The sequence below is a fragment of the Kitasatospora sp. NPDC048545 genome, from assembly GCF_040651155.1.
GTDB lineage: Bacteria > Actinomycetota > Actinomycetes > Streptomycetales > Streptomycetaceae > Kitasatospora.
Genome location: NZ_JBEZIQ010000009.1, coordinates 106551 through 130518, shown reverse-complemented (window position 1 = coordinate 130518; position 23968 = coordinate 106551). Strand labels below are relative to the sequence as shown.

Here is a 23968-nt window from a genome sequence, read left to right as displayed (position 1 = left end):
CACTGACCGTCGCACGGCGCCGCACACCGCCGACCGCGGCACACCGACGCACACCGCCGACCGCCGCACCCCGCCCCAGCCCGACCACCCACCAGGGGGACCTCTGCATGACCCGGTTCAACCGCCAACGGACCAAGGCCGCCACCAGGGCCGAGATCCAGCGAGAACTACCGGGACTCACCAGGCGCGGGGTTTCCTCCCCGCTCGCCACCGACGGCCTGTGGCCGGTACCCGAGGTCGCCCACCTGCGGCTGCCGCCGCCCCCGGTCCTCTCGCTCCGGGCCGCCGCCCCGGGTGGCCGGCCCGGGCGGGGCGGGGCGGTCACCAACCACCAGGGCGGGACCGGGTACGTCCGGGAGCCGAAGTCGGAGCTGTTCCTGCTCGCCGTCTCCCACCTGTACGGGCAGGGCAGCTTCTACGAGGGAGCCGCCGAACGCGACGAGCGCTACCTCGGGCTGATCCGCGAGCACGCCGTGAGCGACCCGCAGTGGACCCTCGGGCTGCTGCGCTGGCTGCGCGCCGAGGCCCGGATCCGGACCGCCGCGGTCGTCGGCGCCGTCGAGTTCGTCCACGCCAGGGCCGCGGCCGGTTGCGCCGGCTTCTCCCGGCAGGCCGTCGACGCGGTGCTCCAACGTCCGGACGAGCCGGGGGAGTTGCTGGAGCACTGGACCGCCCGGTACGGCCGCCGGCTGCCCCAGCCGCTGCGCCGGGGCATCGGCGACGCCGTCCGCCGGCTCTACACCGGCCGCGCCCTGCTGAAGTACGACACCCCCTCGCACCGCTTCCGCTTCGGTGACGTCCTGGAACTCACCCACCCCGCGCCCGACCCGGCCAAACCCTGGCAGGGCGCGCTGTTCCGGCACGCCCTGGACCGGCGGCACCGCCCCGGCCGGGCCGTGCCGCCGGCCGACGAGCGCCTGCTGAGCGCCCACCACGCCCTGCTCGCCGTCCCGGCGGACGACCGCCGCGCGCTGGTCACCGAGCCCGGCGGGGCGGACCGCCTCGCGGAGGCCGGGATGACCTGGGAGGCCCTGGCCGGCTGGCTGCAGGGCCCGCTGGACGCCGCAGCCTGGGAGGCCGTCATCCCCTCGATGGGGCCGATGGCGCTGGTCCGCAACCTGCGCAACTTCGACGAGGCCGGAGTGTCCGACGAGGTCGCCGCGGAGGCGGCCCGCCGGATCGCCGACCCGGAGGAGGTGCGGCGCTCCCGGCAGTTCCCGTTCCGCTTCCTGGCCGCCCACCGGGCGGCCGGCGCGCCGCGCTGGGCCGACGCCCTGGAGACCGCCCTCGGCCACTCGCTGGCCGGCGTCCCGGCGCTGCCCGGCCGGACCCTGGTGCTGGTGGACCGCTCGGGCTCGATGTTCGACCAGCCGTCCGCCCGCACCAAGCTCAACCGGGCCGACACCGCCGCCGTCTTCGGCACGGCACTGGCCCTACGGGCCGAGCGGGCCGACCTGGTCCAGTTCGGCTCCGGCAGCGGCGTGATCACACCGGAGCCGTCGGTGCTGCAGACCCTGCGGCGCTTCCGCAACCTCGGCGGCACCCACACGGCCGCCGCGGTCCGCGCGCACTACCGGGACCACGACCGGGTCGTCGTGGTGACCGACGAGCAGGCCCACGGGCCGTCGGACGACGTCTTCGCACCCGTCCCGGAAGAGGTCCCGGTCTACACCTGGAACCTCGCCGGGTACGTCACCGGCCACAACGCCCCGGGCCCGCACCGCTACACCTTCGGCGGCCTCGGCGACGCGTCGTTCGCGCTCGTCCCGCTGCTGGAACGCGGCCGCACCGTCGCCTGGCCCTGGGAGTGATCAGGGCCGCACGCTGCGCGGCCCGGTCACGGCCGCGCCCAGCGCACCGACGCGGGCGCGCAGTCCACGGTCGGCGGTGACCACCACGCAGGTCCGGTCCGGGTGTTCGGCACGGGCCGCCCGGACCACCTCCACGATCCGGTCGTCCCCGCTGCCGTCCGCCTCGACCACCCGCACCTCTGGCAGTCCGGTCACGCCCCGCGCCGCGCCCTCCACGACCAGCACCACCTCCAGCGGGCCCGGATGCTCCGCCAGCCCCCGCCCGGCGACGGCGACCAGCCCGTCCCGCAGCCGCTCGGCGGCGCCCCGCCGGTCCCGCCACCAGCCGTCGGGCACCGACCCGACCACGTTCGCGCCGTCCACCACCAGCAGCGTCGGCGCCTGCTCGTTCTCTTCCTCGTCCATGGCCACCAAGGCTGCCACCCGCGCCGGCGGCCGCCGACCGGAGCGGGAGTGGGCCGGAGCCGTTCCCGCACCCGGGGACGGCGCGTCACGGCCCGCCGGTGTGTCACGGCGAGCCGGCAGGGGAGAGAGACGGACGCGAGCCCGTTCCGGGCCGGTCTCAGGCCAGGGTGATCCGGATGCCCACGGTGCCGCGCTCGCCGCGGCGCAGCCGGCTGCCGAGCAGGGTGAGCACCCCGACCAGGCCGTACTTCTGGCGCAGCAGGGTGCGGTAGGCGGCGGTGCGCTCGGGGCCGAGGATCTCGGCGGTCGCCGGGTACTGCTCGCCGGTCGGCCGTCCCTTGACGTCGCACGGGCCGACCAGCACGTCGGCACGGTTGCGGATCCGCTTGACCTTCCACGAGTCCGCGACGGTCCAGATGCCGAGCGCCTCCCCGTCACGGACCACCCACACCGGGGTCGGCACCGTGGTGCCGTCCTTCTTGTACGTGGTGACGAGCAGGTAGCTCCCGGAGGAGAGCCGGACGATCCGGGCGAGCCGGTCCGAGGCGGAGGGATCGGGCGTGGTCATGGCCGGAAGTCTAGAGGGCGCGGGACGCTGCGGCGATCACCGGGCGTGATCACCAGAACCGTGCGAGCGCGCTCTGCTCGAACGGGGTCGGGGGGACGCACAGGTCCCCGGCGAAGGGACGGTCCAGCACCAGGACGAGCGGCAGCCTGAATCCGATCGGCGCGGCCACCGCCCCGACGAACAGCAGCCGCACCCGTCGGCTGCGGATCCCGTACAGCAGGGTCAGCAGGAGGATCACCAGCGCGCCGCCCACGATCAGCGCCCGGGCACGGGCAGTTCGTCGAGGCTCTTGTTGATGCGGGCGCGGCGCCGGCCGGCCGCGTCGTTGAGGCTGTCCGGGGCCTCGGCGTAGAAGGCCTGCTCGGACGCGGACTGCGGCTCGTACCGGCGCAGTGCCGCGTACAACGTGTCCACCTCGGTGGCCGTCACCGAGAAGTCGCCGCGGCCGGCCCTCATCAGCGGCCACCCCTGTTCGACCACGCCGTGCACGTAGTCGCGGACCGCGGCGTCCACGGTGGTCCGGACGTCGGGCGGGAAGGCCCGGGCGTCCCGGACGATCCGGGAGATCGCCGTCGCCTCGGTGGAGACCACCTTCTGGGTGTCCTGCAGTTCCGTCCACCGGTTGACGATGACGAAGGCGAGGATGATGCCGTAGATCGCCCCGAACATGCCGAGCACCACGCCCACCATGTCGTTGTTCTCGCCCCCGGCGAGGGACGGGAAGCGGCGGGTGGTGAGGACGCTGCCCAGCAGGGCCGGCATGACGAGGCCGCCGACCACCAGCAGCGCGAGCAGGGCGGTGGAGAGGTGGTTCAGCAGCCAGAGTTCCACGGCCCGCCCCGGTCGCTCACCGGGACCGGGCGGTGCGGGCGGCGCGGGTGGTGCGGGCACGGCGGAGCAGGGCGCGGGCGCGGCGGGTCAGGCGGCGGTGGCCCCGGCCACCGACGCCGGTGGCGCCGCCCACGGCGGTCGCGCTGCCGCGGTACGCCGGGCCGGTGGTGGCGGGGCCGACGGAGGCCGGCCTGCCGCGGTACGCCGGGCCGGCCGGGGCCTGGGCCTGGGCTGTGGCTCTGGCGGGCCGGGTGCGGGAGGGGACGGCGCGGTGGCGGGCCGCGGCACGGGCGGTGGCCCACACGGCGAGGACGGTGCCGAGGACGGCGGCCGTCCAGACGGCGGGGGCGAGGCCGGGGCCGTCGCCGCTGACGACGGGCGGCCGGGACCACGGGGGCAGCTGGGAGGCGGCCGCGGCTTCCGGGGCGGCGGAGGAGCCCCCGGGAGCGGTGGCGGCCGGGGCGGCGGTGTCCTGGACCAGCTGCCCGACCGGCTGGACCTTCCCGGCCGCCGCGAAGCCCCAGTCGAGGAGGCTGGCGGCCTCGTCGTAGACCTTGCCCTGCGCCTCCGGGTGCATCACCGTCACCAGCAGGGTGCGGCCGCCCCGTTCCGCGGCGCCGGTGAAGGTGGCGCCCGCGTTGGTGGTGTAGCCGTTCTTGACGCCGATCAGGCCCGGGTACTTGCCGAGCAGCCGGTCGGTGTTGGCGATGTCGAAGCTGGTGCGCTGGCCGGTGAGCTTGTCCAGCCCGCCGGGGAAGCTCGCGGTGCGGGTGGCGCAGTAGGAGCGGAAGTCGGCGTTGCGCAGCCCGGCCCGGGCGAACAGGGTGAGGTCGTAGGCGGAGGAGACCTGACCGTCCATGTCGTACCCGTCGGGCGAGGCCACCTTGGTGTCCTTCGCCTGCAGGGCGCGGGCGCGGGCCTGCATGTCGGCGACGGTCTGCTGGATGCCGCCGTTCATGTGGGCGAGGACGTGGACGGCGTCGTTGCCGGAACTGAGGAAGACGCCCCGCCAGAGGTCCTCGACCCGGTACGGCAGGTTCTCCTTGACACCGACCAGGCTGCTGCCGGCGCCGAGGTCGGCCAGTTCGGCCGGGGTGACCTTGTGTTCCAGGGAGCGGTCGAACCTGGTCATCACGGTGTCGGCGAACAGCATCTTCAGCGTACTGGCCGGAGGCATCGGCAGATGGGCGTTGCGGGCGGCGAGTACCTCGCCGGTCCCGGCGTCGGCGACCAGCCAGGAGCGGCCGGACAGCTCGGCCGGCAGTGCGGGCGCCCCGCTGAGCGGCGCGACCTGGACGTCGGGGCTGCCGAGGCGCTCCCCGCCGACCACTGCGGCGCCGTCCTGCCCGAACGCGGTGAGGGCCATCGGACCCCCGACGGCGAGCGCCAGCGCCGATGCGGCGGCGCCGGCCGCGACCCCGGTGACGTACCGGGGCCTGCGCCGCTCGTGTCTCGGCTGCACACACGCGGACCGCTCGCGCTCGGTCGGCACGCGCTCGGGCTGAACTCGCTTGGGCTGCACACCGCGAACGTACCCGGGCCGCCGTCCGCCCGCCGTGCCTGCTGCTCCGTCCGGTGCCCGCGCGACGGCGCCGGCGGACGGACCCTCGGACGCGACTTTGGTGGCGCCCGGTCGCGCCGAAAGTCGGATGCCCGGGCGGTGGCGGATTCCTAGGCTCGGGGGTATGAAGACGCTGCTCGGCTACCTCGGGTTCGTGCTGATCCTCGGCGGCGCCTCCGGCCTGGTGTCCGACCGGCTCGGGGGCTTCCGGCTGTTCGGCTTCGTCCGCTTCCTGGTCCCGGACGGCCACGAGACCGCCGGGTACGCCACCCTGCTGGTGCTCGGTGTGCTGCTGGCGATCCCCGCCGCCCGGCGCGGCTAGGCGCCGGACGGCGGGGATCGCGGTGGTGCGGCGGGATCAGAAGGTGAGGTTCCAGGCGTCGACGGTGCCGGTGTCGCCGGAGGCGCCGTCCTTCACCCGGAGCTTCCACGTGCCGTTCGCCGGGCCGGCGGCGGAGGCGTTGACGGTGTAGGTCTTGGCGACGTTGTCGGCGCTGTCGTTGTCGGCGAAGTCCTCCAGGAGGAAGACCGTGCCGTTGGGGGCGACCAGGGAGAGCACGAGGTCACCGCGGTAGGTGTGCTTGATGTCCACGCCGACCTTGAGTGTCGCGGGCGCGTTGCCGGTGACGCCGGTGACGGTGATCGGGCTCTCCACCGTGGTGTTGTCGGGGATCGCCACGTCGGCGGTGTTCTCGAAGTACTTCCCGGTGGGCGGGGTGGCTCCGCCGACCGCCTTCAGCGCGTCGACCTGGCCCTCGCCGAAGAAGGAGTTGTCGGCGGCGGTGCCGGTGCAGCGGCTGTCCGAGGCGGGGCAGGCCAGGTCGTTGGCCTGGCTCGCGAGGCGGGCCCGGATGCCGGCCGGGGTGAGCGTCGGGTCGGTGCTCGCGATCAGCGCGGCGACCCCGGTGACGTGCGGGGAGGCCATCGAGGTGCCGCTCTTGGTGCCGTACTTGCCGCCGGGCAGGGTCGAGTAGACGCCGGTCGCGCCGTCGCCGCCGGGCGCCGCGACGTCGATGACGCCCCGGCCGAAGTTGGAGTAGGAGGCCTTGCCGCTGCCGCTGCCCGTGGCAGCGACGGTCACCACGCCGGGGAGTTCGGTGGGGATGTCGAGGCAGGCGTTGCTGATGGTCCGGGTGGTCGGGGTGGAGTCGTTCGGGCTCGCCGTGTCGGTGGTCTTGTTGGCGAGGTCGTAGTCGGAGTTGCCGGCGGCGGCGACCTGCAGCGAGCCCTTGCCCTCGGCGTACTCCTGGGCACGCTTGACGCCCTCGATGAGGGCCGCCTGGTCGAGGTCGTTCGGGCAGTTGAACTGCCACGGGTCGGTGTAGTAGCTGTTGTTGGTGACCTTGAAGCCGTGGTCGCCGGCCCAGACGAAGCCGCAGACGGTGTTCTCGGCGTAGAACAGGGTGCTGGTCGGTTCGGCGATCCGGACCGAGGCGATCTTCACGCCCGGTGCGACGCCGACGACGCCCTTGCCGTTCTTCGCGGCGGCGATGGTGCCGGCGACGTGGGTGCCGTGGGTGTCCACGTCGCGCCAGGCGCCGGCGCGGGTGTCGGGCTTGCCGTACGCGCAGGAGACCGAGTCGGCGGCGTCGAAGTTGGGCGCGAGGTCCTGGTGCTGGTCGTCGACGCCGGTGTCGAGCACGCCGACCTTGACGGACGGGGAGCCGGTGGTCACGTTCCAGGCCTGGTCGGCTTTGATCTGGGTCATGTCCCAGCGGTTGGACTCGGTGAGCGTGGTGGCCGCCTGGGCCGGGTTGGCGGGCAGGGCCGGGCCGTAGGCGTCGGCCGGCACGTCGGAGGTGCGGGTCGCGCCGACCTGCTGGATGCCGGCGACGGTGCGCAGCGTGGCGGCGAAGCCGGTGGCGGTCGAGTGGGCGACGACGACGCCGATCGCGTCGTAGCTCGCGAAGACCGTTCCGCCGTTCGCGGCGACCGCGGCCTTGGCGGCGGCGATGTCGGCGGGAGCGCTGATCACCAAGTAGGAGCGGGTGCCGGCGGCCCAGCCGGCGGCGGCGGTGCCGACGGGCTGGGCGGCGGCCTGCGCGGTGGGCGCCGTGACACCACCGGGGACGGTGGGGGTGGTGGTCGTGGGGGCTGCGGTCGCGAACGCCGTGGGGGTGGCGAGCGCCATGGCCGAGAGCACGGCGAGGGCGGCGGCCGGGCGGCCGAGCCGCCGGGATATCAGGGGTGACACGTGTCCTCCGATTCGGTCCGTGCGTGAGGGGGATCGCACGGGAATTGAAGGAAACATGCCAGATTGGGGAGGTCTTGGGGAAGACTTTACGCCTGACGACTTTTCACGGAAGCGTTACGTTTTGATGTCATGGGGTGCGCGACCCGGTCGGGAGGTAAAACCCGTTGGCCCTCGACATCCCCGCTGGGACGATCCCGGGATGACCGACCACCGTGACGCCGTCCTCCGCCTCTGGGGGCGCCAACTGTACGAGCGCCAGGGCGAACCGCTCGCCTGGGCGCAGACGGCGCTGAGGGCCGCCGGCCGCCCGCCGGCCGCCGTCGAGGCGGCCCTGGACGGCCGGCTCGACGCCCTCCCCGCCGACCCGTCCGACCAGGCGCGGCTCCTGTTCCGCACGGTCGCGAAACTGGCCGCCAACCTCCGGGGCGACGGCCGTTACGACGCGGACGTGGGCACCCGGATCGGCCCGCAGGCACTGCTGCTCGGCGAGTCCGAGCCGGAGCTCGCCGGCCCGCTCGGGGACGCCCTCGGTCACCCGCCGGACGGCCCGGCGTCCCTGGTCGCGGTCCTCGCAGCCGAGCTGCGCGGGACCCGCGCGACGAGACTGCGGGCGATCGACGCGCTGCTGGAGTGGGCCGAACTCGGCCACCCGCAGGCGCTGGCGGCCCTGTCCGAGGTCGCCGCCGACCACCGGACGCAGGACGTCACGGTCTGGACCAAGGCGCTCAACCGGATCGACCTGTTCGGTGACGAGAGCCTGGAGCCGGGACTGCTGCGCGCCCTCGCGGACACCGGGCACCGCGGGGTGCGGTGGTCGGCCCTGGCCTGTGCCGCACTCGGCTTCCGGCGGGCCGTCCCGCTGGTGGCGGCGCTGCTGGAGCACTCGGACCCGATGGTCCGCGAGGGCGCCTGCGAGGCGCTCGGCCGCCTCCGCGCCCGCACCGCCGTTCCCGCCTTGGCGGCCCGACTGGACGACGGGACGGCCTGGGTGTGCAGCGCGGCCGCCCTGGCCCTCGGGAGCATCGGCGGGGACCGGGCGCTCGCGGCGCTCTGGCGGACCATGACGGAGCGCCGGAACCCGAAGGCCGGTCATCTCGCCTCGGCGATCGCCGCCTTCGGGCCGCCGGTGGTGGAGGACCTGATCGCCCTGACCGCCGACCCCGACCCGGACCTGCGGGCGCTGGCCTGCCGGGCCCTCGGCGCCACGGCGGACGAGCGCGCCCTGCCGGTGCTGGAGCGCCTCGCCGCCGAGGACCTGGCCAGGACCGGTCTCGGCGGCTTGGTGGCGACCGCCGCCAAGCAGGGGCTGCGCACCGCGCGCCGGATGAGGGCGCGCACGGCAGCCGGCGGGTGAGGGCGCGCACGGCAGCCGGCGGGTGAGGGCGCGCACGGCAGCCGGCGGGTGAGGGCGCGCACGGCAGCCGGCGGGTGAGGGCACCGGGCGGAGGCGGGGCGGGCCGGCGGTCGGCGGCCCGCGAGGTCAGCGGGCGGCCGCCACGCCGTCGAGCAGGAGGGCGAGACCGGTCCGGAAGGCCTCCCGGTGGCTGTCCTCGGGTGAGCCGCCGGCCGTGCTCTGCAGGGCGGTGAGGAGGGGGAAGCGGTCGGTGAAGTCCGGTGTCAGTTCGGCGAGTCGGGCGGACCGGTCGGCCCACCAGTCCTCGTCGGCGACTCCGGTGGCGGCCGCGGCCGCGCGGGCGTCGGCGGTGGTGGCGGCGAGGCCGCGGACGAACTGCCAGAGGGCGGCGACCGCGCCGCGCAGTCGCCGCGGGTCCAGACCGGCCGGCCGGAGGGCCAGCAACAGGCTCTCCATGACGGCGAGTTCGGCCGGACCGAGGACCGGGCGGGCCTGGGAGACCTGGAGCACCCAGGGGTGGCGCAGGTAGCAGGCGTACAGGCCTTCGGCCCAGCCGGTGACGGCCTCGCGCCAGTCGTCCACGGGCGGTGCGCCGGCCGGGAGTTCGCCCGGTGGGAGGTCGGCGGGCGGCTCGGCGGGCAGTCCGGCGGTCAGTTCGGCGAGGGCCCGGTCGTGCATCAGGTCGAGGAGTTCGGCCTTTCCGGGGACGTACGTGTAGAGCGCCATCGCGGTGCGGCCGAGTCGTTCGCCCACGGCGCGCATCGAGAGCGCGGCCATGCCCTCGGCGTCGGCCACGGCGATTCCGGCGGACACGATCGCGTCCACACTCAGGCCCGGTCTGGGGCCGCTGCGCCCGGTGCGGGGCTGCTCGGGTGCGCCCCAGAGCAGTGCGAGCGAACGGCGGGCGTCGCCCTGCCCGGCGTAGACGGTCATCGGACATCTCCTTATGGCGTAAAGTATCGCATCGGACGGCAACTCTTTATGTCGTAAGGTTACCAATCGAAGGGTTTCGCGATGACACTGCCCGTCACCGTCGTCGAGGTCGTCGAGGTCCGCCGGATCGCGCCGCGCACCGCCCGGATCACCTTCGCGGCCGAGGAACTGGCCGACACCGTCGGTACCGCCCCCGACCAGCAGCTCAAGCTCTGCTTTCCCCGCCCCGGGCAGACCGAGCCGGTGCTGCCCGCGCCGCAGGACGACCCGATGGGCTGGTACCGGGCCTACCTGGCGATCCCCCCGGCCGAGCGGCCCCCGACGCGCAGCTTCACCCTGCGCCGGCGCCGGCCCGGCACCCGGCTGGTCGAGATCGACTTCGTGCTGCACGGCGACACCGGCCCGGCCGCCGGCTGGGCCCTGCGGGCAGCGCCCGGGGACCGGCTCGGCATGGTCGGCCCCTCCGCGCTGTACGCCCCGCCGGTGCCGTTCGCCGAGGCCGCGGCGGCGGCCGACTGGGTGCTGCTGGCGGGAGACGAGACCGCGCTGCCCGCGCTCGCGACGCTGGTCGAGGCGCTGCCCGCCGGGGTGCGGGCGCTCGCGTACGTCGAGGTCGCGGACCGGGCCGAGCGGCAGCCGCTGGAGAGCCGGGCCGACCTCGCCGTGCACTGGCTGCACCGGGACGGCGCCGCGCCGGGCGCCGTGCTGGCCGGGGCGGTGCGCTCGGCCGGGCTGCCGGCCGGCACGCCGTTCGCCTGGCTGGCGGGGGAAGCGGGTGCGGTGCGGGCACTGCGCCGCCACCTGGTCGAGGAGCGCGGGGTGCCGAAGCGGTCCGTCGACTTCACCGGGTACTGGCGCCACCGGCTGACCCAGGACGACGCGCCCACCGCCGAGGACCTGGCGGACGCTCAGGAGCGGCTGGCCGGGTACTGATTCCGGCTGCCGCACCCGGTTTCGGGCGGGGGTGGCGGGGAAGGGAGTGTCCTGGCGGGAACGGCATGTGGCTGTGTCGACAAAGAAGCGGTTGTCGACAAAGAGGCAGTTGTCGGCAGGCGGACGGCCGGTGGCGGTGTTTCGCCAGTGTCGAGAGTTCGCCACCGACTTTTTCGGTGCGGAAGCGGACGGTTTCGGGCGGGTCCGATCGGCGAAAAGGGGCGGACATGGCCCGATTTCTGCCGTGAATTTTACTTTCCTATGGTCATTTTTACTTTCTGATGGGGATTTCCCCCCTTGTCGTGGTCGTGCCGGATGCGCTGGAATTCGACCGCTGTCAGGACGCGCGGTCCGAGCAACCACGCGTCCGACCCGGATCCGCGTACGCTGGCCGTGCAACCTGACGTCGCATCAGACGAAAGGATGTCCATGATCGGCTGGCGGAAAGCCCAGCTAGCAGCTGCCGTCACGGTCACCACCGCGTCCATGGTCCTGAGTTTCGGGACCATGGCCAGCGCAGCTCCGACCCCGGATCCGCAGAACGCCCAGGCGGCGTCCGCGGACGGGACCCCGGTGCCGGTGATCGTGATCCTGAAGGACCAGATAGCGGACGCCCCGGCCGACCACGGTCACCTGGGCGCCCGTCAGCAGAAGGCCGCCGACTCCCAGGCGCCGCTGCTGAACAAGGTCAAGGCCAACGGCGGCACCAACATCAAGACCTTCGTGGTCGGCAACGCCTTCTCGGCCACGGTCAGCCCCGCCCTGCACGCCCAGCTGCTGGCGGACCCGGCGGTCTCCGCCGTGGTGGCGGACACCCAGGTCCAGGTCGCCCCGGCGTCCGCCGGCAAGGCCGCGACGGCCAAGGACGGTGCCGACTCCGCGGCCGCCCCGGGTGCGAAGGCGCCCAAGGCCGCCGCCGCCCCGCAGGCCGTTACGGGCAGCAACGGCCAGGGCGCCGAGGAGAACGCGACCAACACCGCGTGCCCCTCGGACCCGAGCAAGCCGCTGCTGGAGCCCGAGGGCCTGTACTCGACCCGGGCCTACACCGGCAACGGCAAGCCCGGCGTGGAGAACCTCGCCACCGGCAAGGGCGTCAAGGTCGCCTACATCGCGGACGGCCTCGACCCGAACAACCCGGACTTCATCCGGGCCGACGGCTCGCACGCCGTGGTCGACTACAAGGACTTCGCGGGCGACGGCTGGGACGCGCCGACCGGCGCGGCCGAGGCCTTCGGCGACGCCTCGGCGGTCATCGCCCAGGGCCGCCAGACCTACGACGTCTCGCAGTTCGTCAACGCCTCGCACCCGCTGCCGGCCGGCTGCAACATCCGCATCCGCGGCCTCGCCCCGGACGCCGACCTGGTCGCCCTGAAGGCCGGCGGCGAGCTGATGTCCAACTCGTCGATCCTGCAGTCGATCGACTACGCGGTGCGGGTCGCCCACGTGGACGTGCTCAACGAGTCCTTCGGCGGCAACGTCACCCCGGACAGCGGCGCGCACGACACCATCTCGCTCTTCAACGAGCAGGCCGTCAAGGCCGGTGTCACCGTCGCCGTCTCCTCCGGTGACGCCGGCATCAGCGGCACCGTCGGCACGCCGTCCACCGATCCGTACGTGATCTCGGTCGGCGCCTCCACCGACAACCAGAACTACCAGCAGACCGGCTACGCGGCCGCCCAGTTCTCCAACAAGACCTGGAGCAACAACCGCATCTCCGCCCTCTCCTCGGGCGGTTTCACCCAGGCCGGCCGCACCGTCGACCTGGTTGCGCCGGGCGAGTCGGACTGGGCGCTCTGCACCCCCGACCTCACCAAGTACACCGACTGCGCCGGCTTCAACGGCAAGGCCTCGCCGATCCAGCCCTTCGGCGGCACCAGCCAGGCGGCCCCGTTCGTCACCGGTGCCGCGGCCCTGGTCATCCAGGCCTACCGTGACACCCACGGCGGCGACTCGCCCGCGCCGGCGCTGGTGAAGAAGTTCCTCACCGGCACCGCCACCGACCTCGGCGTGCCCGCCGAGGAGCAGGGTGCCGGTCTGCTGAACGTCCGCGCCGCCGTCGAGGCCGCCCGCGGCTACGACGACGGGGACGGCACCGACGGCGCCAACACGGTCGTGGTCAACACCGGCCAGGTCGACATCGCCGGCGCCCCCGGCTCGACCCACACCACCGACGTGTCCGTCACCAACACCAGTGACGAGCCGCAGACGGTGAGCGCCGCGACCCGCAGCTTCGCGCCGCTGGCGACCGCCCAGCAGACCGTCCAGCTGGACTCGGCGTCGAAGGACACCTTCAAGTACGCCACCAACGGTGCGGACTGGGTGCAGAAGCAGGTCAAGTTCACCGTCCCGGCCGGCGCCGACCGCCTCGCGGCGTCGATCGCCTGGCACGGCGCGCCGAACCCGGTCACCAACGGTCCGGTCGTCCGCATGACGCTGCTCGACCCGTCGGGCCGCTTCGAGACCAACACCCGTCCGCAGGGCGGCGCCACCCCGGCCAACTTCGGCCTGGTGGACGTCCCGCACCCGGTGGCCGGCGAGTGGACCGCCATCCTCTACACCCCGGCGGGCAAGGCCGGCTTCACCGGCCCGGTCCAGCTGGCCACCGCGACCCAGCGCGCGGTGCCGGCCGGCGGCGTGAGCCCGAGCACCACCGACCTGAAGCCCGGTCAGACCAAGACCCTCAAGGTCCAGCTGACCACCCCGGCGACCAGCGGTGACTCCAGCGAGGCGATCACCGTCTCCAGCTCGAACGGCAACACCACCAGCGTCCCGGTCGTGCTGCGCAGCCTCGTCCCGGTCAACCAGGGCAAGGGCACCTTCACCGGCACCATCACCGGTGGCAACGGCCGCAGCGCCTCCCCGACGCAGAGCTTCACCTACGGCTTCGACGTCCCGAAGGGCCAGAAGGACCTGCGGGTCGGCGTCACCGTCGGCAAGGACTCCAACCTGCTCATGCAGGGCGCGCTGATCAGCCCGAACGGCACCCCGATCGACATCGAGGGCAACGGCCAGTTCGACGCCCAGGGCAACCTGACCGGCACCTCGGCCGGCGTCTCGGCCACCACCGTCAACCCGGCCGCCGGCCGCTGGCGGTTCGTCCTGAACGTGCTCGGCCCGGTCAGCGGCCAGGAGCTCGCCCAGGACTTCGCCGGCACCGTCGCGTTCAACCAGAACCAGGCCACCGCGGCCGGTCTGCCGAACGACGCCCACACCAAGCTGGCGGCCGGCAAGCCGGTCACCGTCCAGGTGAACTACACCAACAACACCGTGGCGACCCAGAAGATCGCGGCCGACGGCCGTCTGGACCGCCGGGTGGACGTGCCGCTGGTGCCGCAGGGCGCCTCGGCGACCGTCAACCTGCCGCTGAGCCTCAGCTCCACGGTGCCGTCCTTCCTGGTGCCGCCGGGCACCGACCAGCTCAAGGCCGTGGCGGCGTCCTCGACGCCGGCGCAGATCGAGCTGAGTGCCACCACCGGCTCGCCGGACCTGTTCGGCGACCTGAAGAAGGCCCAGAACGGCTCGACCATCTCGGTCGTGACCGACAACGGCACCGCCGAGCAGCCGGTCGTCCCGGGCAACTGGGGCACCTTCGTGCAGCAGATCGGCCCGTTCGGCACCGGCGGCGCGCCGACCGGCACCTCCACCATCACGGCCACCGCGCACACCCAGGCCTTCGACCCGGCGCTGTCCTCCAGCACCGGTGACCCGTACGCCGCCTCGGTGAACGCCTCGGCCCAGGCCGCCAGCCCGGTGACCGTCGCTCCCGGCGCCACCGGCTCGCTGCAGGTGACCCTGAACCCGACCGGCCCGAAGGGCAGCACGGTCAAGGGCGTGCTGTACCTGGTGTCCGGCCCGACCGGGGTGGCCACCGCCAACAACGCCCTGAACACCACCGGTGCGGTGCTCGCGGCGATCCCGTACAGCTACACGGTGAACTGACACCCAGTCGGTCCGCTCCGACGCCGAGGCCGTCCCGGATTTCCGGGGCGGCCTCGGCTGCTGTGCGACGGACGGATCCGGAAACCTCCGGGGTTCCCCGGCCGCCGGGCTGGGCAGGGGTCGGACGGAGACCCGCGAAACGACCAGGGAGCCGGAGTTGATCGAGGCCGTCAAGCACAGCGACATCGAGGTGAACGGGGTGCGGCTGCACCTGGCCGAGCAGGGGGAGGGGCCGCTGGTCCTCCTGCTGCACGGCTTTCCGGAGAGCTGGTACTCCTGGCGGCACCAGTTCGGGCCGCTCGCCGAGGCCGGCTACCGGGTGGTCGCGCCCGACCAGCGCGGCTACGCCCGCAGCGAGCAGCCGGAGAGCGTGGACGCGTACAGCCTGCTGCACCTGGTCGGCGACGTCACGGCGCTGATCGGGGCGCTCGGCGCGGAACGCGCGGTCGTGGTCGGACACGACTGGGGCGCCCCGGTGGCCTGGGCCACCGCGGCGCTGCGCCCGGACCTGGTGCGCGGCGTCGCCGGGCTGAGCGTGCCGCCGCTGCCGTCCGGGCCGACGCCGCTGGCGCAGTCCCGGGAGAGGTTCGGCGAGGGCTTCTACCAGATCTACTTCCAGGAGCCGGGCCGGGCCGACGCCGAGCTGGCGGCCGACCCGAAGTCCGCGTTCCGCCGCGTCCTCGGCGGCACCTACCCGGACGGGGAGCCGAAGCCGTGGGTCGTCCCGGAAGGCATGAAGCTGCTGGACACCGTCCCGGAGCCGGAGCGGCTGCCGGCCTGGCTCACCGAGGAGGACATCGAGGCGTTCGCCGCCGACTACGCCCGGCACGGCGCCCGCGCCTTCACCGGCGGGCTCAACTGGTACCGCAACATCGACCGGAACAACGAGCTGATGGCGGCGTTCGCCGGCCGGCGGATCGAGGCGCCCGCGCTGTACGTCACCGGTGAGCAGGACCTGGTGAACGCGATGGTCACCCGCGAGGTGGTGGCGTACCTGCTGCAGCAGGTGACGCCCCGGCTGCACCGGCACGTCCGGCTCCCGGGGACGGGGCACTGGACGCAGCAGGAGCGGCCGGCGGAGGTCAACGCGGCGCTGCTGGACTTCCTGGGGTCGCTGGACTGAGGGCCGGGCGTCCCGGGCGTCCCCGGTGTCCCGGGCGGCCGAGGCGGCCGCCCGGGCCCGCGTCCGGGGCGGGTACGCGGTGTCCGGCGCACCGGTGGCGCGGCTCAGACCGGCAGCAGGCGGCCGATGAGTTCGCCGAGGCGGCGGGCGTTGCGACAGGAGTGCATCTCCACGACGTCGGCGTAGGCGTGGGCGGCGGAGTCGCCGGTGGGCCAGCGGGAGGGCTCCTCCGGGTTGAGCCAGAAGACCCGGCGGGCCCGGGCGGCGATCCGGCGCAGGGCGTCGAGGTTCGGGTCGCGGTGGTTGGTGCGGGCGTCGCCGAGAACCAGGACGCAGGTGCGCGGTCCGACCGCGTCGAGGTGGTGCCCGGCGAAGTCACCGAGGGCGGAGCCGTAGTCGCTGTTGCCGTGGTGGCCCGTCACCTTGGCCTCGGTGAGGATCCGGGCGGCGAGGCGGGCCGGATCGTCACCGGTCCCGAGCAGGTCGGTGACCTCGGCGGTGCGGTTGACGAAGGCGAACACCCGGACCTTGCTGAACTGTTCGCTCATCGCCTGCACCAGCAGCATGGTGAAGTCGGCGAAGCCCGCCACCGAGCCGGAGACGTCGCAGAGCAGCACCAGCTCCGGGCGGGCCGGCCGGCGCAGGCGGTGGACCGGGCGCAGCGGTACGCCGCCGGTGCCCAGGGAGCGGCGCAGGGTGCGGCGCAGGTCGATGTGGCCGCGGGCGGCGCGGCGGCGGCGGGCGGCGAGCCGGGTGGCGAGCTTGCGGGCCAGGGGGTGGACGGTGCGGCGCAGTTCGGTGAGCTGGTCGCGGCCGGCGTAGAGGAAGTCGATCCGGTCGACGGTCGGGGCGACGGCGCGTTCGGCGATCCGCTCGGCGCCGCGCAGTTCGGCGACCCGGCGGCGGGCCTCGCCGGTGACCAGGGCGCGGAAGTCCCGGATGCGGCGCCGGACCTCGTCGGCGAGGACGAGGTCGGACAGGTCGGTCGCGGAACCGGCCGTGCGCAGGGCGGCGAGGATCCGTGCGAGCAGCGTCTCGGGGGCGAGCCTGCCGAGTGCCTGGTGGGCGGACCAGCCGTCGGAGCCGGGCGTGCTGCCGGCGCCGTAGCGGCCGAAGGCCTCCACGACCTCGCCGGCGAGCCGGGCCTGGGCGGCGCGGTCGTCGGCGGCGAGGGCGGCGGCGAGGCGGTCGCGCAGGTCGTCGCGGAGCGGGTCGGGGCGGCCGAAGCGCGGCGGCTCGGGGTCGTCGGGGACGGGCAGCGGGTCGGCACGGACGGCTTCGGGGGTGCCGACGCCGAGGGGGAAGAACAGGTCGAAGGTCGCGTCGAAGACCGTCCGCTGGGTCTCGGAGCGCAGCAGGGCGGCGGCCAGTCCGGCCCGCATCCGCTCGCGGTCGGCGAAGCCGAGGACGTCGAGGACGGCGGCGGCGTCCACGGTTTCGGCGGGGCCGATCCGCAGGCCGTGGCCGCGCAGGGCGCGGACCAGGCCGGTGAGGCGGGCGGCGGTGTCGGCCAGAGGGGCTTGGGCCGGCGCGGGTGCGGGTGCGGAGGGCCCGGGTGCGGTCGGCTGGAGCGCGGCCGGCCCGGCTCCGGTCGGCCGGGGCTCGGCGGTCATGCGAGGGTGAGCTTCCGGGAGGCCTTCCGGATGTCGTCCTGGTGCTTGAGGATCACCCCGAGGGTGCCCCGGACGGCGGCCTCGTCCAGGGTGTCCGCGCCGAGGGCGAGCAGGGTGCGGGCCCAGTCGATGGTCTCGGCGACGGACGGGGCCTTGCGCAGGTCCATCGCGCGCAGCGCGCCGACGACCCGCACCAGCGATTCGGCCAGGGTCTCGTCCAGCCCGGGCACCTTGAGCCGGACGATGCGGCGCTCCAACTCGGCTTCCGGGTAGTCGAGGTGGAGGAAGAGGCAGCGGCGGCGCAGTGCCTCGGAGAGGTCGCGGGTGGCGTTGGAGGTGAGCAGCACGAAGGGGCGGCGGCTCGCGGTGATGGTGCCGAGTTCGGGGACGGTGACCTGGAAGTCGCTGAGCACCTCCAGCAGCAGCGCCTCGACCTCGACGTCGGCCTTGTCCATCTCGTCGATCAGCAGCACCGTCGGTTCCTCGCCGCGGATGGCGGTGAGCAGCGGGCGGGTGAGCAGGAACTCCTCGCCGAAGATGTCGCCGCGGGCCTCCTCCCAGCCCTCCTCGCGGCCGGCGGTGATCCGCAGCAGCTGCTTGGCGTGGTTCCACTCGTAGAGCGCGTGGGCCTCGTCGATGCCCTCGTAGCACTGGAGCCGGACCAGCCGGGCCCGTCCGATCGCGGCCACGGCCTTGGCGAGTTCGGTCTTGCCGACCCCGGCCGGGCCCTCGACCAGCAGCGGCTTGCCGAGCTGGTCGGCGAGGAACACGGTGGTGGCGACGGCGGTGGAGGCGAGGTAGCCGGTGGTGGCGAGCTGTTCGGCGGTGTCCGTGACCGAGGTGAAGAAACCCGTGCCGTTCGTCCCGTTGCTGGTGCCGTCGCTGCCCATGTGCCGCCCCGTTCCGGTTCGCCGTCTTCGTGCGGCGCCACCCTACCGGCCGGTCACATCGGTGTCGCGGGTTCGGCCCGTTCCCGGCCCGTTCCCGGCGAGGGTGCGGCCGGGCACGGCCGGGCGGCGTACGGAGTGGTGCCGGTGCCGTACGCCGCCGTGGTCGGGGTGGGGCTGTCCGTCAGCGGGCGGTGGGGACCGTCAGTTGACGTAGAGGGCGGGGCTGCCGGCGACGGAGGTGTCGGTGACCGGGCCGTAGGTGGCGCTGAACCAGCCCGTCGAGAAGCACAGGCCGGGACCGGAGACCAGCGTGAAGGGCTGCGCGGAGAAGCCGATCGTGTTGCCGGTGTTCGAGGTGGTGCCGTTGATCCCGGTGCTGTTCTGGTAGTTGCAGGTGATGCTGCCCAGGATGGTGCCGAGGACGACGGTGGTGCCCATCGCGCCGGCCGCGCCGGGGGTGAGCTTGACCGGGTTGCCGGGGGCGTCGCTGACCGTGTTGGTGAACGGCAGGTTGGTGACGGTGATGCTCTTGACGCTCGTGACGCCGAGGACGTTGGAGGTGCAGGAGCCGAAGGTCTGGGTGTTGAGCTGCTCGACGGCGCTGCCCGGCGCGGCCGGGTTGGAGGTGACGGTCGCCGAGAAGGAGGAGGCGGCGCACTTGATGCCGCTCGTCCCGGTGGCGCTGTTGTAGAAGGTCGCGTAGCTGCCGGAGACCAGGTTGGCGGTCAGGACGTCGCCGACGGAGACGGCCGGGCCGGTCGGGCTGCCCGTGGTCAGTACGGCGGTGGCGGCCTCGGCGGGTGCCACGGCCGCACCGGTGAGGGCGAGTGCGGTGAGGGCGGCGGTGGCGAGGGTGCGACGGATGCGCATGAGGGTACCTCTCTCCGTCCGGGGGACGGGTGGGGGAATCCCGGCGTGCGGGTGTGGTGGTGTGCACGGCGGGGGAAGTGCATGGCGTACCGGAGGCTCCGGCGGGGCCGCGGTGCGGGCGGGCCCGGCGCCACGGGCCCGCTCGTGCGGCTCGGCTGTACGGCCGTGAGGCGGTTCGGCTGCAGGGCCGTCGGGCCGTGCGGCGGTTCGGCGGTGCGGAACACAGTGGCACTGCCCGGCGGCGCTGCGCCGGGCCGGTGCGGACGTGCGGTGCTGTGGGGGTGCACGTCGGCGGCTGCCACCGCCGCGGGCCTGCGCCCGCCGTGCTCCCGTGGACCGGGTGGTGCGTCCGGACCGGGGGAGCCCCTGGAGGTCGACCGGTGGGGGCCTGCTCGTCCACCGGTTGGAAACCTGTCAGTGTTGTAAACCCGGTGTTGCGTCAATGTCAATACAGGACACAGGAGTTGGTGATGGAACGGAACTACCTCCGGAGTGCCGACGTGGTCCTGCTGCCGGGCGCGCGGACCGGCCGCGATCCCGCCCGGTCGATCAAGCCGGGCCCGCGCCGGCAGCCCGCGGGCGTGGTCGCCGCGACCCAGCGCGAACGGCTGCTGGACGGGCTGGTCCGGACCGTTGCCGAACGCGGCTACCAGCACGCGACGGTGAGCGACATCTGCCGGGCGGCGGGCGTGACCAGGCCGGTCTTCTACGAGCTGTTCAGCGGCAAGGAGGACGCCTTCCTGGCCGCGCACCGCTACGGCACCGGGGTGGTGCTCCGGCGGATGGCGGCGGCTTTCGCGGCCGAATCCGACTGGTGCCACGGGATCCGGCAGGCGCTCGGTGCGATGCTCCAACTGCTCGCCGGGACACCGGCGTTCGCGACCATGGCGGTGATCGAGATCGAGGCGGTCGGCCCGGAGGGGCGCCGTGAGCGCGATCAACTCCTCACCAGATTCCGGGCGTTCTTCGCCGAGGCACCCCAACTCCCTTGCGGCATCACGGTGGACGAGCTGGTGGACGCCGTGGTCGGCGGCGTGTACAGCGCGATCCACCGCCGGATCGACTCCGGCCGCACCGATCAACTGCCGGAGCTGTTGCCCGTGTTGAGCATGTTCTGCCTGGCGCCGTTCCTCGGCCCGGCAGAGGCCGCCGAGCGGCTCGGGGTGGCGGGAACGGCCGAGCGGCTGGGCCTGGCCGAGGCGCCGGAACGGGTCGAGGCCGGGATCGGTGAAGATCCTTCGTGCACCCGTATTGACCCGGCCAATACCGGGCAGTAGCTTCCCAGTTACTTACCGCGCTCCGACCGGACCCGCCCCGCTGCCGAGGGGCGGGCGGCCCGTTCGGGCCGCGGAACGCTGTCCGCGCCAGGACAACGTGCCAGTGCCTGCCCACCCAATCCACCCACAGGGAGCACACATGGCCATGTCCGAGGACGCCGCCGCGGCGGCCGAGACCCCACAGCCGGTCGGGCCCAGAAGAGGCCGGGTACGGCTCAAGCGCACCGCCCTGATGGCCGTGCCGGCGATCGCCGCCGGGGGCGTCCTGATGGCGCTCACCGCCCAGGGCGTGCTCGCCGCGCAGTTCTCCATCTCCGGCATGCCGTTCACCATCACCGCCGACAAGCTCGACGGCAAGGGCTTCGCCCAGTTCGGTTCGCTGGACTCGATGATCCCCGACAGCCCCAACGCGGGCTCCACCGGCGGCCAGGTGCTGGTCGCGGTGTCGGCGATCAAGAGTGCCGAGATCACCAACCTGTGCCAGAGCGTCGACCTCGGCGGCATCAACCTGGTGATCCACGCGGGCGACGGCGGCACCCCCGTCAGCGCCTCCAACCTCACCACCGACTCCGATCTCCTGTCCGGCGACGCGGAGTTCACCAACATCGAGATCGGCGGCGACGCCAGCACCTTCGACAAGGCCGGCCCGGTCGGCAAGGGCAACCCGGGGGTCTTCGGCCAGCAGGCCGACACCGTCGTGCTGACCCACCTCAAGCAGCACAACTACGCGAGCACCGCCGTCGGGTTCAAACTGCCCAACCTGCGGCTGAGCTTCGGCTCCCAGGGCTGCTGAGCATGACGGAGTCCGTACCGGAGCCGGCCGGGACCGATGGGGGCGTCGGGGCGCGGGCCGAGGGGGTGGCGGCCGAGGGGACGGCCACCGCGCCCGGCACCGCCGCCGCGACCGCCGACGGTGCCGCGCCCGCCGCCCGCCCGGTCACGCGCGACTGGCGGGGCCGGCGACCGTTCTGGGGCGGGCTGCTGGTGCTGCTCGGCGGCGCCGAGATCCTGTTCACCCTGCGGGCCCCGCTGCCCGTCGTCCTGCACATCGGGATGCAGGGGCTGGCCGGCTACCTGGTGCCGGCGGTGATGGTGCTGTGCGGCCTGCTGATCCTGTTCAACCCGGCGCAGCGGCTGTTCTACTCCATCCTCGCCGTGCTGGCCGCACTGGCCAGCTGGGTCACCTCCAACCTGGGCGGCTTCCTGATCGGGATGCTGCTCGGGGTGGTGGGCGCCTGCCTCACCTTCGGCTGGCTGCCCGACCAGCCGCTGCGCCGGGGCCGGCAGCGGCGGCTGGACCGCCGCGAGGAGCGGCGGACGGCGAAGACGGCCTCGGTGTGACGCGGGTGCCCCGCGCCCTGGTGACGGGAGAGCACCGGGGGCGCGGGGCACTTCGCGGTCGTGCGGGGGCACCTCGCGGTCGTGGGGCGGCCCGTCAGATGGTCGAGGCGTCGATCACGAAGCGGAACCGGACGTCGCCGTCCAGCACCCGCTGGTAGGCCTCGTTGATCTGCTCGGCCCGGATCAGCTCGATCTCGGCCGTGATGCCGTGCTCACCGCAGAAGTCCAGCATCTCCTGGGTCTGCGGCAGCCCGCCGATCATCGACCCGGCCAGCGAGCGGCGGCCGCTGAGCAACGCGTGGGCGTTCACCGACACCGGCTTCTCCGGCGCGCCGACCTGCACCATGGTGCCGTCGACCCGCAGCAGGCCCAGGTAGGCGCTGAGGTCGAGGTCGGCGGAGACGGTGTTGACGATCAGGTCGAAGCTGCCCGCCAGCTCGCTGAACGTCGCCGGGTCGGAGGTGGCCCGGTAGTGGTCGGCGCCGAGCTTCAGCCCGTCCTCGCGCTTGCGCAGCGACTGGCTGAGCACGGTGACCTCCGCGCCCATCGCGTGGGCGAGCTTGACGCCCATGTGGCCGAGGCCGCCGAGGCCCACGATCGCGACCTTCTTGCCCGGGCCGGCGCCCCAGTGCGCGAGCGGCGAGTACAGCGTGATGCCCGCGCACAGCAGCGGGGCGGCGGCGTCCAGTGGCAGGCTGTCGGGGATGCCCAGCGCGTACGCCTCGTCCACGACCAGCTCCGCGGAGTAGCCACCGTAGGTCGGCAGGCCGTCGCGGCCCGTGCCGTTGTAGGTGAAGACGGCGCCGCCCTTGCCGGTGCAGTACTGCTGCAGACCGGCGCGGCAGTTGTCGCACTCGCGGCAGGAGTCGACGAAGCAGCCGACGCCGACCCGGTCGCCGACCTTCCAGCGGGTCACGCCGGGGCCGGTCTCGCTGACCACGCCGGCGATCTCGTGGCCCGGGACCATCGGGAAGATGCCGGTGCCCCAGTCCTCGCCGACCTGGTGGATGTCGGAGTGGCAGATGCCGGAGAACTTGATGTCGATCACGATGTCGTGCTCGCCCACGGCCCGGCGGGTGACGGTGGTCTTCGCCAGCGGGGCGTCCGGCTGCTGCGCCGCGTAGGCGGCGACGGTGCGGGTGGTACCGGCGGTGGTGCTCGTGGTGCTCGTCGTGGTGGCGGCCGTGCTGTTCGTCGTCTCGTTCGTCATGCCCCCAAGCCTGCGGCGGGCCGGTCGGCCCAACCAGACCAGAGATCAACGTACGAAGCCGGGACGTAGGGGAGCGGGACGTAGGCGGGCCGGACGTACGACCACGGAACGTACGCACGGCAGTATCACCCTCGCCCGCCCCGCGGCGCCGCGGCGCCCGCATACTGCAGGCATGGACCAGCGCACCGAACTCAGCGAGTTCCTCCGATCCCGCCGCGCCCGCCTGCGGCCCGAGGACGTGGGCCTGCGGGACACCACGACCCGGCGCCGGGTGCCCGGGCTGCGCCGCGAGGAGCTGGCCCAGCTCGCCGGAGTCAGCACCGCCTACTACACCCGGCTGGAACAGGGCCACGGCGAGAACGTCTCCGCCGCCGTGCTGGACGCCATCGCCCGCGTCCTGCGGCTCAGCTCCGCCGAGCGCGAGCACCTCGGCCGGCTCACCAAGCCGCCCCGCCGCCGCTCCGGCCGGGCCGCCGCCCGGGTCCAGCGGGTCCGGCCCGCGCTGCAGCAGCTGCTGGACGCCATGGAGGGCGTGCCCGCGTACGTGCTCGGCCGGCGCCTGGACATCATCGCCTGGAACCGGCTCGGCACCGCCCTGCTGGGCGACTTCGCCACGATGCCGCCCGAGCAGCGCAACATGGCCTGGCACGTCTTCCTCGACCCGGCCGCGCGCGAGCTCTACCAGGACTGGGAGGGCAAGGCCAGCGACGTCGTCGGCATCCTGCGGCTGGACGCCGGACGCGACCCGGACGACCCCCACCTCGCCTCGCTGATCGGTGAACTCTCCGTCAAGAGCGAGGACTTCAGGCGTCTGTGGGCCACCCACAACATCCAGGACAAGGGCCACGGCACCAAGCGGCTGCACCACGCCGTGGTCGGCGGGCTGAGCCTGCAGTACGAGACCCTGCGCCCGGCCGGGGAACCCGACCAGGTGCTCGTCGCCTACCACGCCGAACCGGGCTCCGGCTCGGCCGAATCGCTGCGGCTGCTGGCGAGTTGGGCGGCAACCGAGTTCCAGGCGGGCCCGTCCGAGCGGACGGCCGGACCGAGTGCCGGTTCGTCCGCCGGTGCGCCTGCCGGTCCGTCCGCCGAACAGTCCCGGTAGCGGTCCCGCT

General features: G+C 73.9%; 22 protein-coding genes. 10 read left to right on the top strand and 12 right to left on the bottom strand.

Annotation, left to right across the window (positions count from 1 at the left end; all coding sequences use genetic code 11):
- The first annotated feature begins 107 nt into the window (after window positions 1-107).
- Window positions 108-1811: a TROVE domain-containing protein gene (locus tag AB0D10_RS11600; RefSeq protein ID WP_360254425.1), complete on the top strand. Its 1704-nt coding sequence runs from the start codon at window positions 108-110 to the stop codon at window positions 1809-1811.
- On the opposite strand, the gene AB0D10_RS11595 is transcribed toward AB0D10_RS11600, so the two are convergent.
- The 5 genes from AB0D10_RS11595 to AB0D10_RS11575 all read right to left on the bottom strand — a co-directional run bounded on the left by AB0D10_RS11595 (window position 1812) and on the right by AB0D10_RS11575 (window position 4981).
- Window positions 1812-2216 carry an NTP pyrophosphohydrolase gene (locus AB0D10_RS11595; RefSeq protein ID WP_360254423.1) on the bottom strand — a complete coding sequence of 135 codons (405 nt, stop codon included), beginning with the start codon at window positions 2214-2216 and terminating at the stop codon, window positions 1812-1814. It lies immediately after the preceding gene.
- Window positions 2217-2373: 157 nt separating this feature from the next.
- Window positions 2374-2784: a PPOX class F420-dependent oxidoreductase gene (locus AB0D10_RS11590; protein WP_360254421.1), complete on the bottom strand. Its 411-nt coding sequence runs from the start codon at window positions 2782-2784 to the stop codon at window positions 2374-2376.
- A 49-nt stretch (window positions 2785-2833) separates the two neighbouring features.
- Window positions 2834-3037: a hypothetical protein gene (locus AB0D10_RS11585; RefSeq protein WP_360254419.1), complete on the bottom strand. Its 204-nt coding sequence runs from the start codon at window positions 3035-3037 to the stop codon at window positions 2834-2836.
- Window positions 3038-3039: 2 nt separating this feature from the next.
- Window positions 3040-3615 carry a hypothetical protein gene (locus AB0D10_RS11580; protein WP_360254417.1) on the bottom strand — a complete coding sequence of 192 codons (576 nt, stop codon included), beginning with the start codon at window positions 3613-3615 and terminating at the stop codon, window positions 3040-3042.
- 16 nt (window positions 3616-3631) lie between these two features.
- A complete protein-coding gene (locus AB0D10_RS11575) occupies window positions 3632-4981 on the bottom strand; it encodes a serine hydrolase (RefSeq protein ID WP_360254553.1) in 1350 nt (449 codons plus the stop codon).
- 319 nt (window positions 4982-5300) lie between these two features.
- Between AB0D10_RS11575 and AB0D10_RS11570 the strand changes: the two genes are divergently transcribed.
- Window positions 5301-5498 (top strand): hypothetical protein, encoded by a 198-nt coding sequence (locus AB0D10_RS11570; RefSeq protein WP_360254415.1) that lies wholly within the window; start codon window positions 5301-5303, stop codon window positions 5496-5498.
- Window positions 5499-5534: 36 nt separating this feature from the next.
- Here the strand turns inward: AB0D10_RS11570 and AB0D10_RS11565 are convergent, their stop codons facing one another.
- Window positions 5535-7370: a S8 family serine peptidase gene (locus AB0D10_RS11565; protein WP_360254413.1), complete on the bottom strand. Its 1836-nt coding sequence runs from the start codon at window positions 7368-7370 to the stop codon at window positions 5535-5537.
- Window positions 7371-7569: 199 nt separating this feature from the next.
- On the opposite strand from AB0D10_RS11565, the gene AB0D10_RS11560 reads away from it, so the two are divergent.
- Window positions 7570-8724: a HEAT repeat domain-containing protein gene (locus tag AB0D10_RS11560; RefSeq protein ID WP_360254411.1), complete on the top strand. Its 1155-nt coding sequence runs from the start codon at window positions 7570-7572 to the stop codon at window positions 8722-8724.
- Window positions 8725-8850: 126 nt separating this feature from the next.
- On the opposite strand, the gene AB0D10_RS11555 is transcribed toward AB0D10_RS11560, so the two are convergent.
- Complete coding sequence (locus AB0D10_RS11555) at window positions 8851-9657, bottom strand: TetR/AcrR family transcriptional regulator (RefSeq protein WP_360254409.1); 807 nt, start codon at window positions 9655-9657, stop codon at window positions 8851-8853.
- A gap of 81 nt (window positions 9658-9738) precedes the next feature.
- Here AB0D10_RS11555 and AB0D10_RS11550 point away from each other — a divergent pair, with 81 nt between their 5' ends.
- Entirely contained in the window at window positions 9739-10590 is an 852-nt protein-coding gene (locus AB0D10_RS11550; protein WP_360254407.1) for a siderophore-interacting protein, read from the top strand.
- Window positions 10591-10841: 251 nt separating this feature from the next.
- On the opposite strand, the gene AB0D10_RS11545 is transcribed toward AB0D10_RS11550, so the two are convergent.
- Window positions 10842-11078, bottom strand: a complete 237-nt coding sequence (locus AB0D10_RS11545; protein ID WP_360254405.1) for a hypothetical protein — start codon at window positions 11076-11078, stop codon at window positions 10842-10844.
- Between the two features lie 19 nt (window positions 11079-11097).
- On the opposite strand from AB0D10_RS11545, the gene AB0D10_RS11540 reads away from it, so the two are divergent.
- On the top strand, window positions 11098-14529 hold the full coding sequence (locus AB0D10_RS11540; protein ID WP_360254403.1) for a S8 family serine peptidase: 3432 nt from the start codon (window positions 11098-11100) through the stop codon (window positions 14527-14529).
- 157 nt (window positions 14530-14686) lie between these two features.
- Complete coding sequence (locus AB0D10_RS11535; RefSeq protein ID WP_360254401.1) at window positions 14687-15652, top strand: alpha/beta hydrolase; 966 nt, start codon at window positions 14687-14689, stop codon at window positions 15650-15652.
- 104 nt (window positions 15653-15756) lie between these two features.
- Here the strand turns inward: AB0D10_RS11535 and AB0D10_RS11530 are convergent, their stop codons facing one another.
- The 3 genes from AB0D10_RS11530 to AB0D10_RS11520 all read right to left on the bottom strand — a co-directional run bounded on the left by AB0D10_RS11530 (window position 15757) and on the right by AB0D10_RS11520 (window position 19025).
- Complete coding sequence (locus AB0D10_RS11530) at window positions 15757-17265, bottom strand: VWA domain-containing protein (protein ID WP_360254399.1); 1509 nt, start codon at window positions 17263-17265, stop codon at window positions 15757-15759.
- Entirely contained in the window at window positions 17262-18155 is an 894-nt protein-coding gene (locus AB0D10_RS11525; RefSeq protein ID WP_360254397.1) for a MoxR family ATPase, read from the bottom strand. The genes AB0D10_RS11530 and AB0D10_RS11525 overlap by 4 nt, the downstream gene beginning before the upstream one ends.
- A 201-nt stretch (window positions 18156-18356) precedes the next feature.
- On the bottom strand, window positions 18357-19025 hold the full coding sequence (locus AB0D10_RS11520; protein WP_360254395.1) for a Tat pathway signal sequence domain protein: 669 nt from the start codon (window positions 19023-19025) through the stop codon (window positions 18357-18359).
- A gap of 470 nt (window positions 19026-19495) precedes the next feature.
- Here AB0D10_RS11520 and AB0D10_RS11515 point away from each other — a divergent pair, with 470 nt between their 5' ends.
- The 3 genes from AB0D10_RS11515 (at window position 19496) to AB0D10_RS11505 (ending at window position 21643) form a co-directional block, all read left to right on the top strand.
- Window positions 19496-20302: a TetR/AcrR family transcriptional regulator gene (locus AB0D10_RS11515; protein ID WP_360254393.1), complete on the top strand. Its 807-nt coding sequence runs from the start codon at window positions 19496-19498 to the stop codon at window positions 20300-20302.
- 139 nt (window positions 20303-20441) lie between these two features.
- Window positions 20442-21095, top strand: a complete 654-nt coding sequence (locus tag AB0D10_RS11510) for a DUF6230 family protein (RefSeq protein ID WP_360254391.1) — start codon at window positions 20442-20444, stop codon at window positions 21093-21095.
- A 2-nt stretch (window positions 21096-21097) separates the two neighbouring features.
- Window positions 21098-21643, top strand: coding sequence for a DUF6114 domain-containing protein (locus tag AB0D10_RS11505; protein WP_360254389.1), 546 nt, complete (start codon window positions 21098-21100; stop codon window positions 21641-21643).
- A 94-nt stretch (window positions 21644-21737) separates the two neighbouring features.
- Here AB0D10_RS11505 and AB0D10_RS11500 read toward each other — a convergent pair whose 3' ends face one another.
- Window positions 21738-22853: an NAD(P)-dependent alcohol dehydrogenase gene (locus tag AB0D10_RS11500; RefSeq protein WP_360254387.1), complete on the bottom strand. Its 1116-nt coding sequence runs from the start codon at window positions 22851-22853 to the stop codon at window positions 21738-21740.
- 172 nt (window positions 22854-23025) lie between these two features.
- Here AB0D10_RS11500 and AB0D10_RS11495 point away from each other — a divergent pair, with 172 nt between their 5' ends.
- Complete coding sequence (locus AB0D10_RS11495; RefSeq protein ID WP_360254385.1) at window positions 23026-23958, top strand: helix-turn-helix transcriptional regulator; 933 nt, start codon at window positions 23026-23028, stop codon at window positions 23956-23958.
- The last annotated feature ends 10 nt before the right edge of the window (window positions 23959-23968 follow it).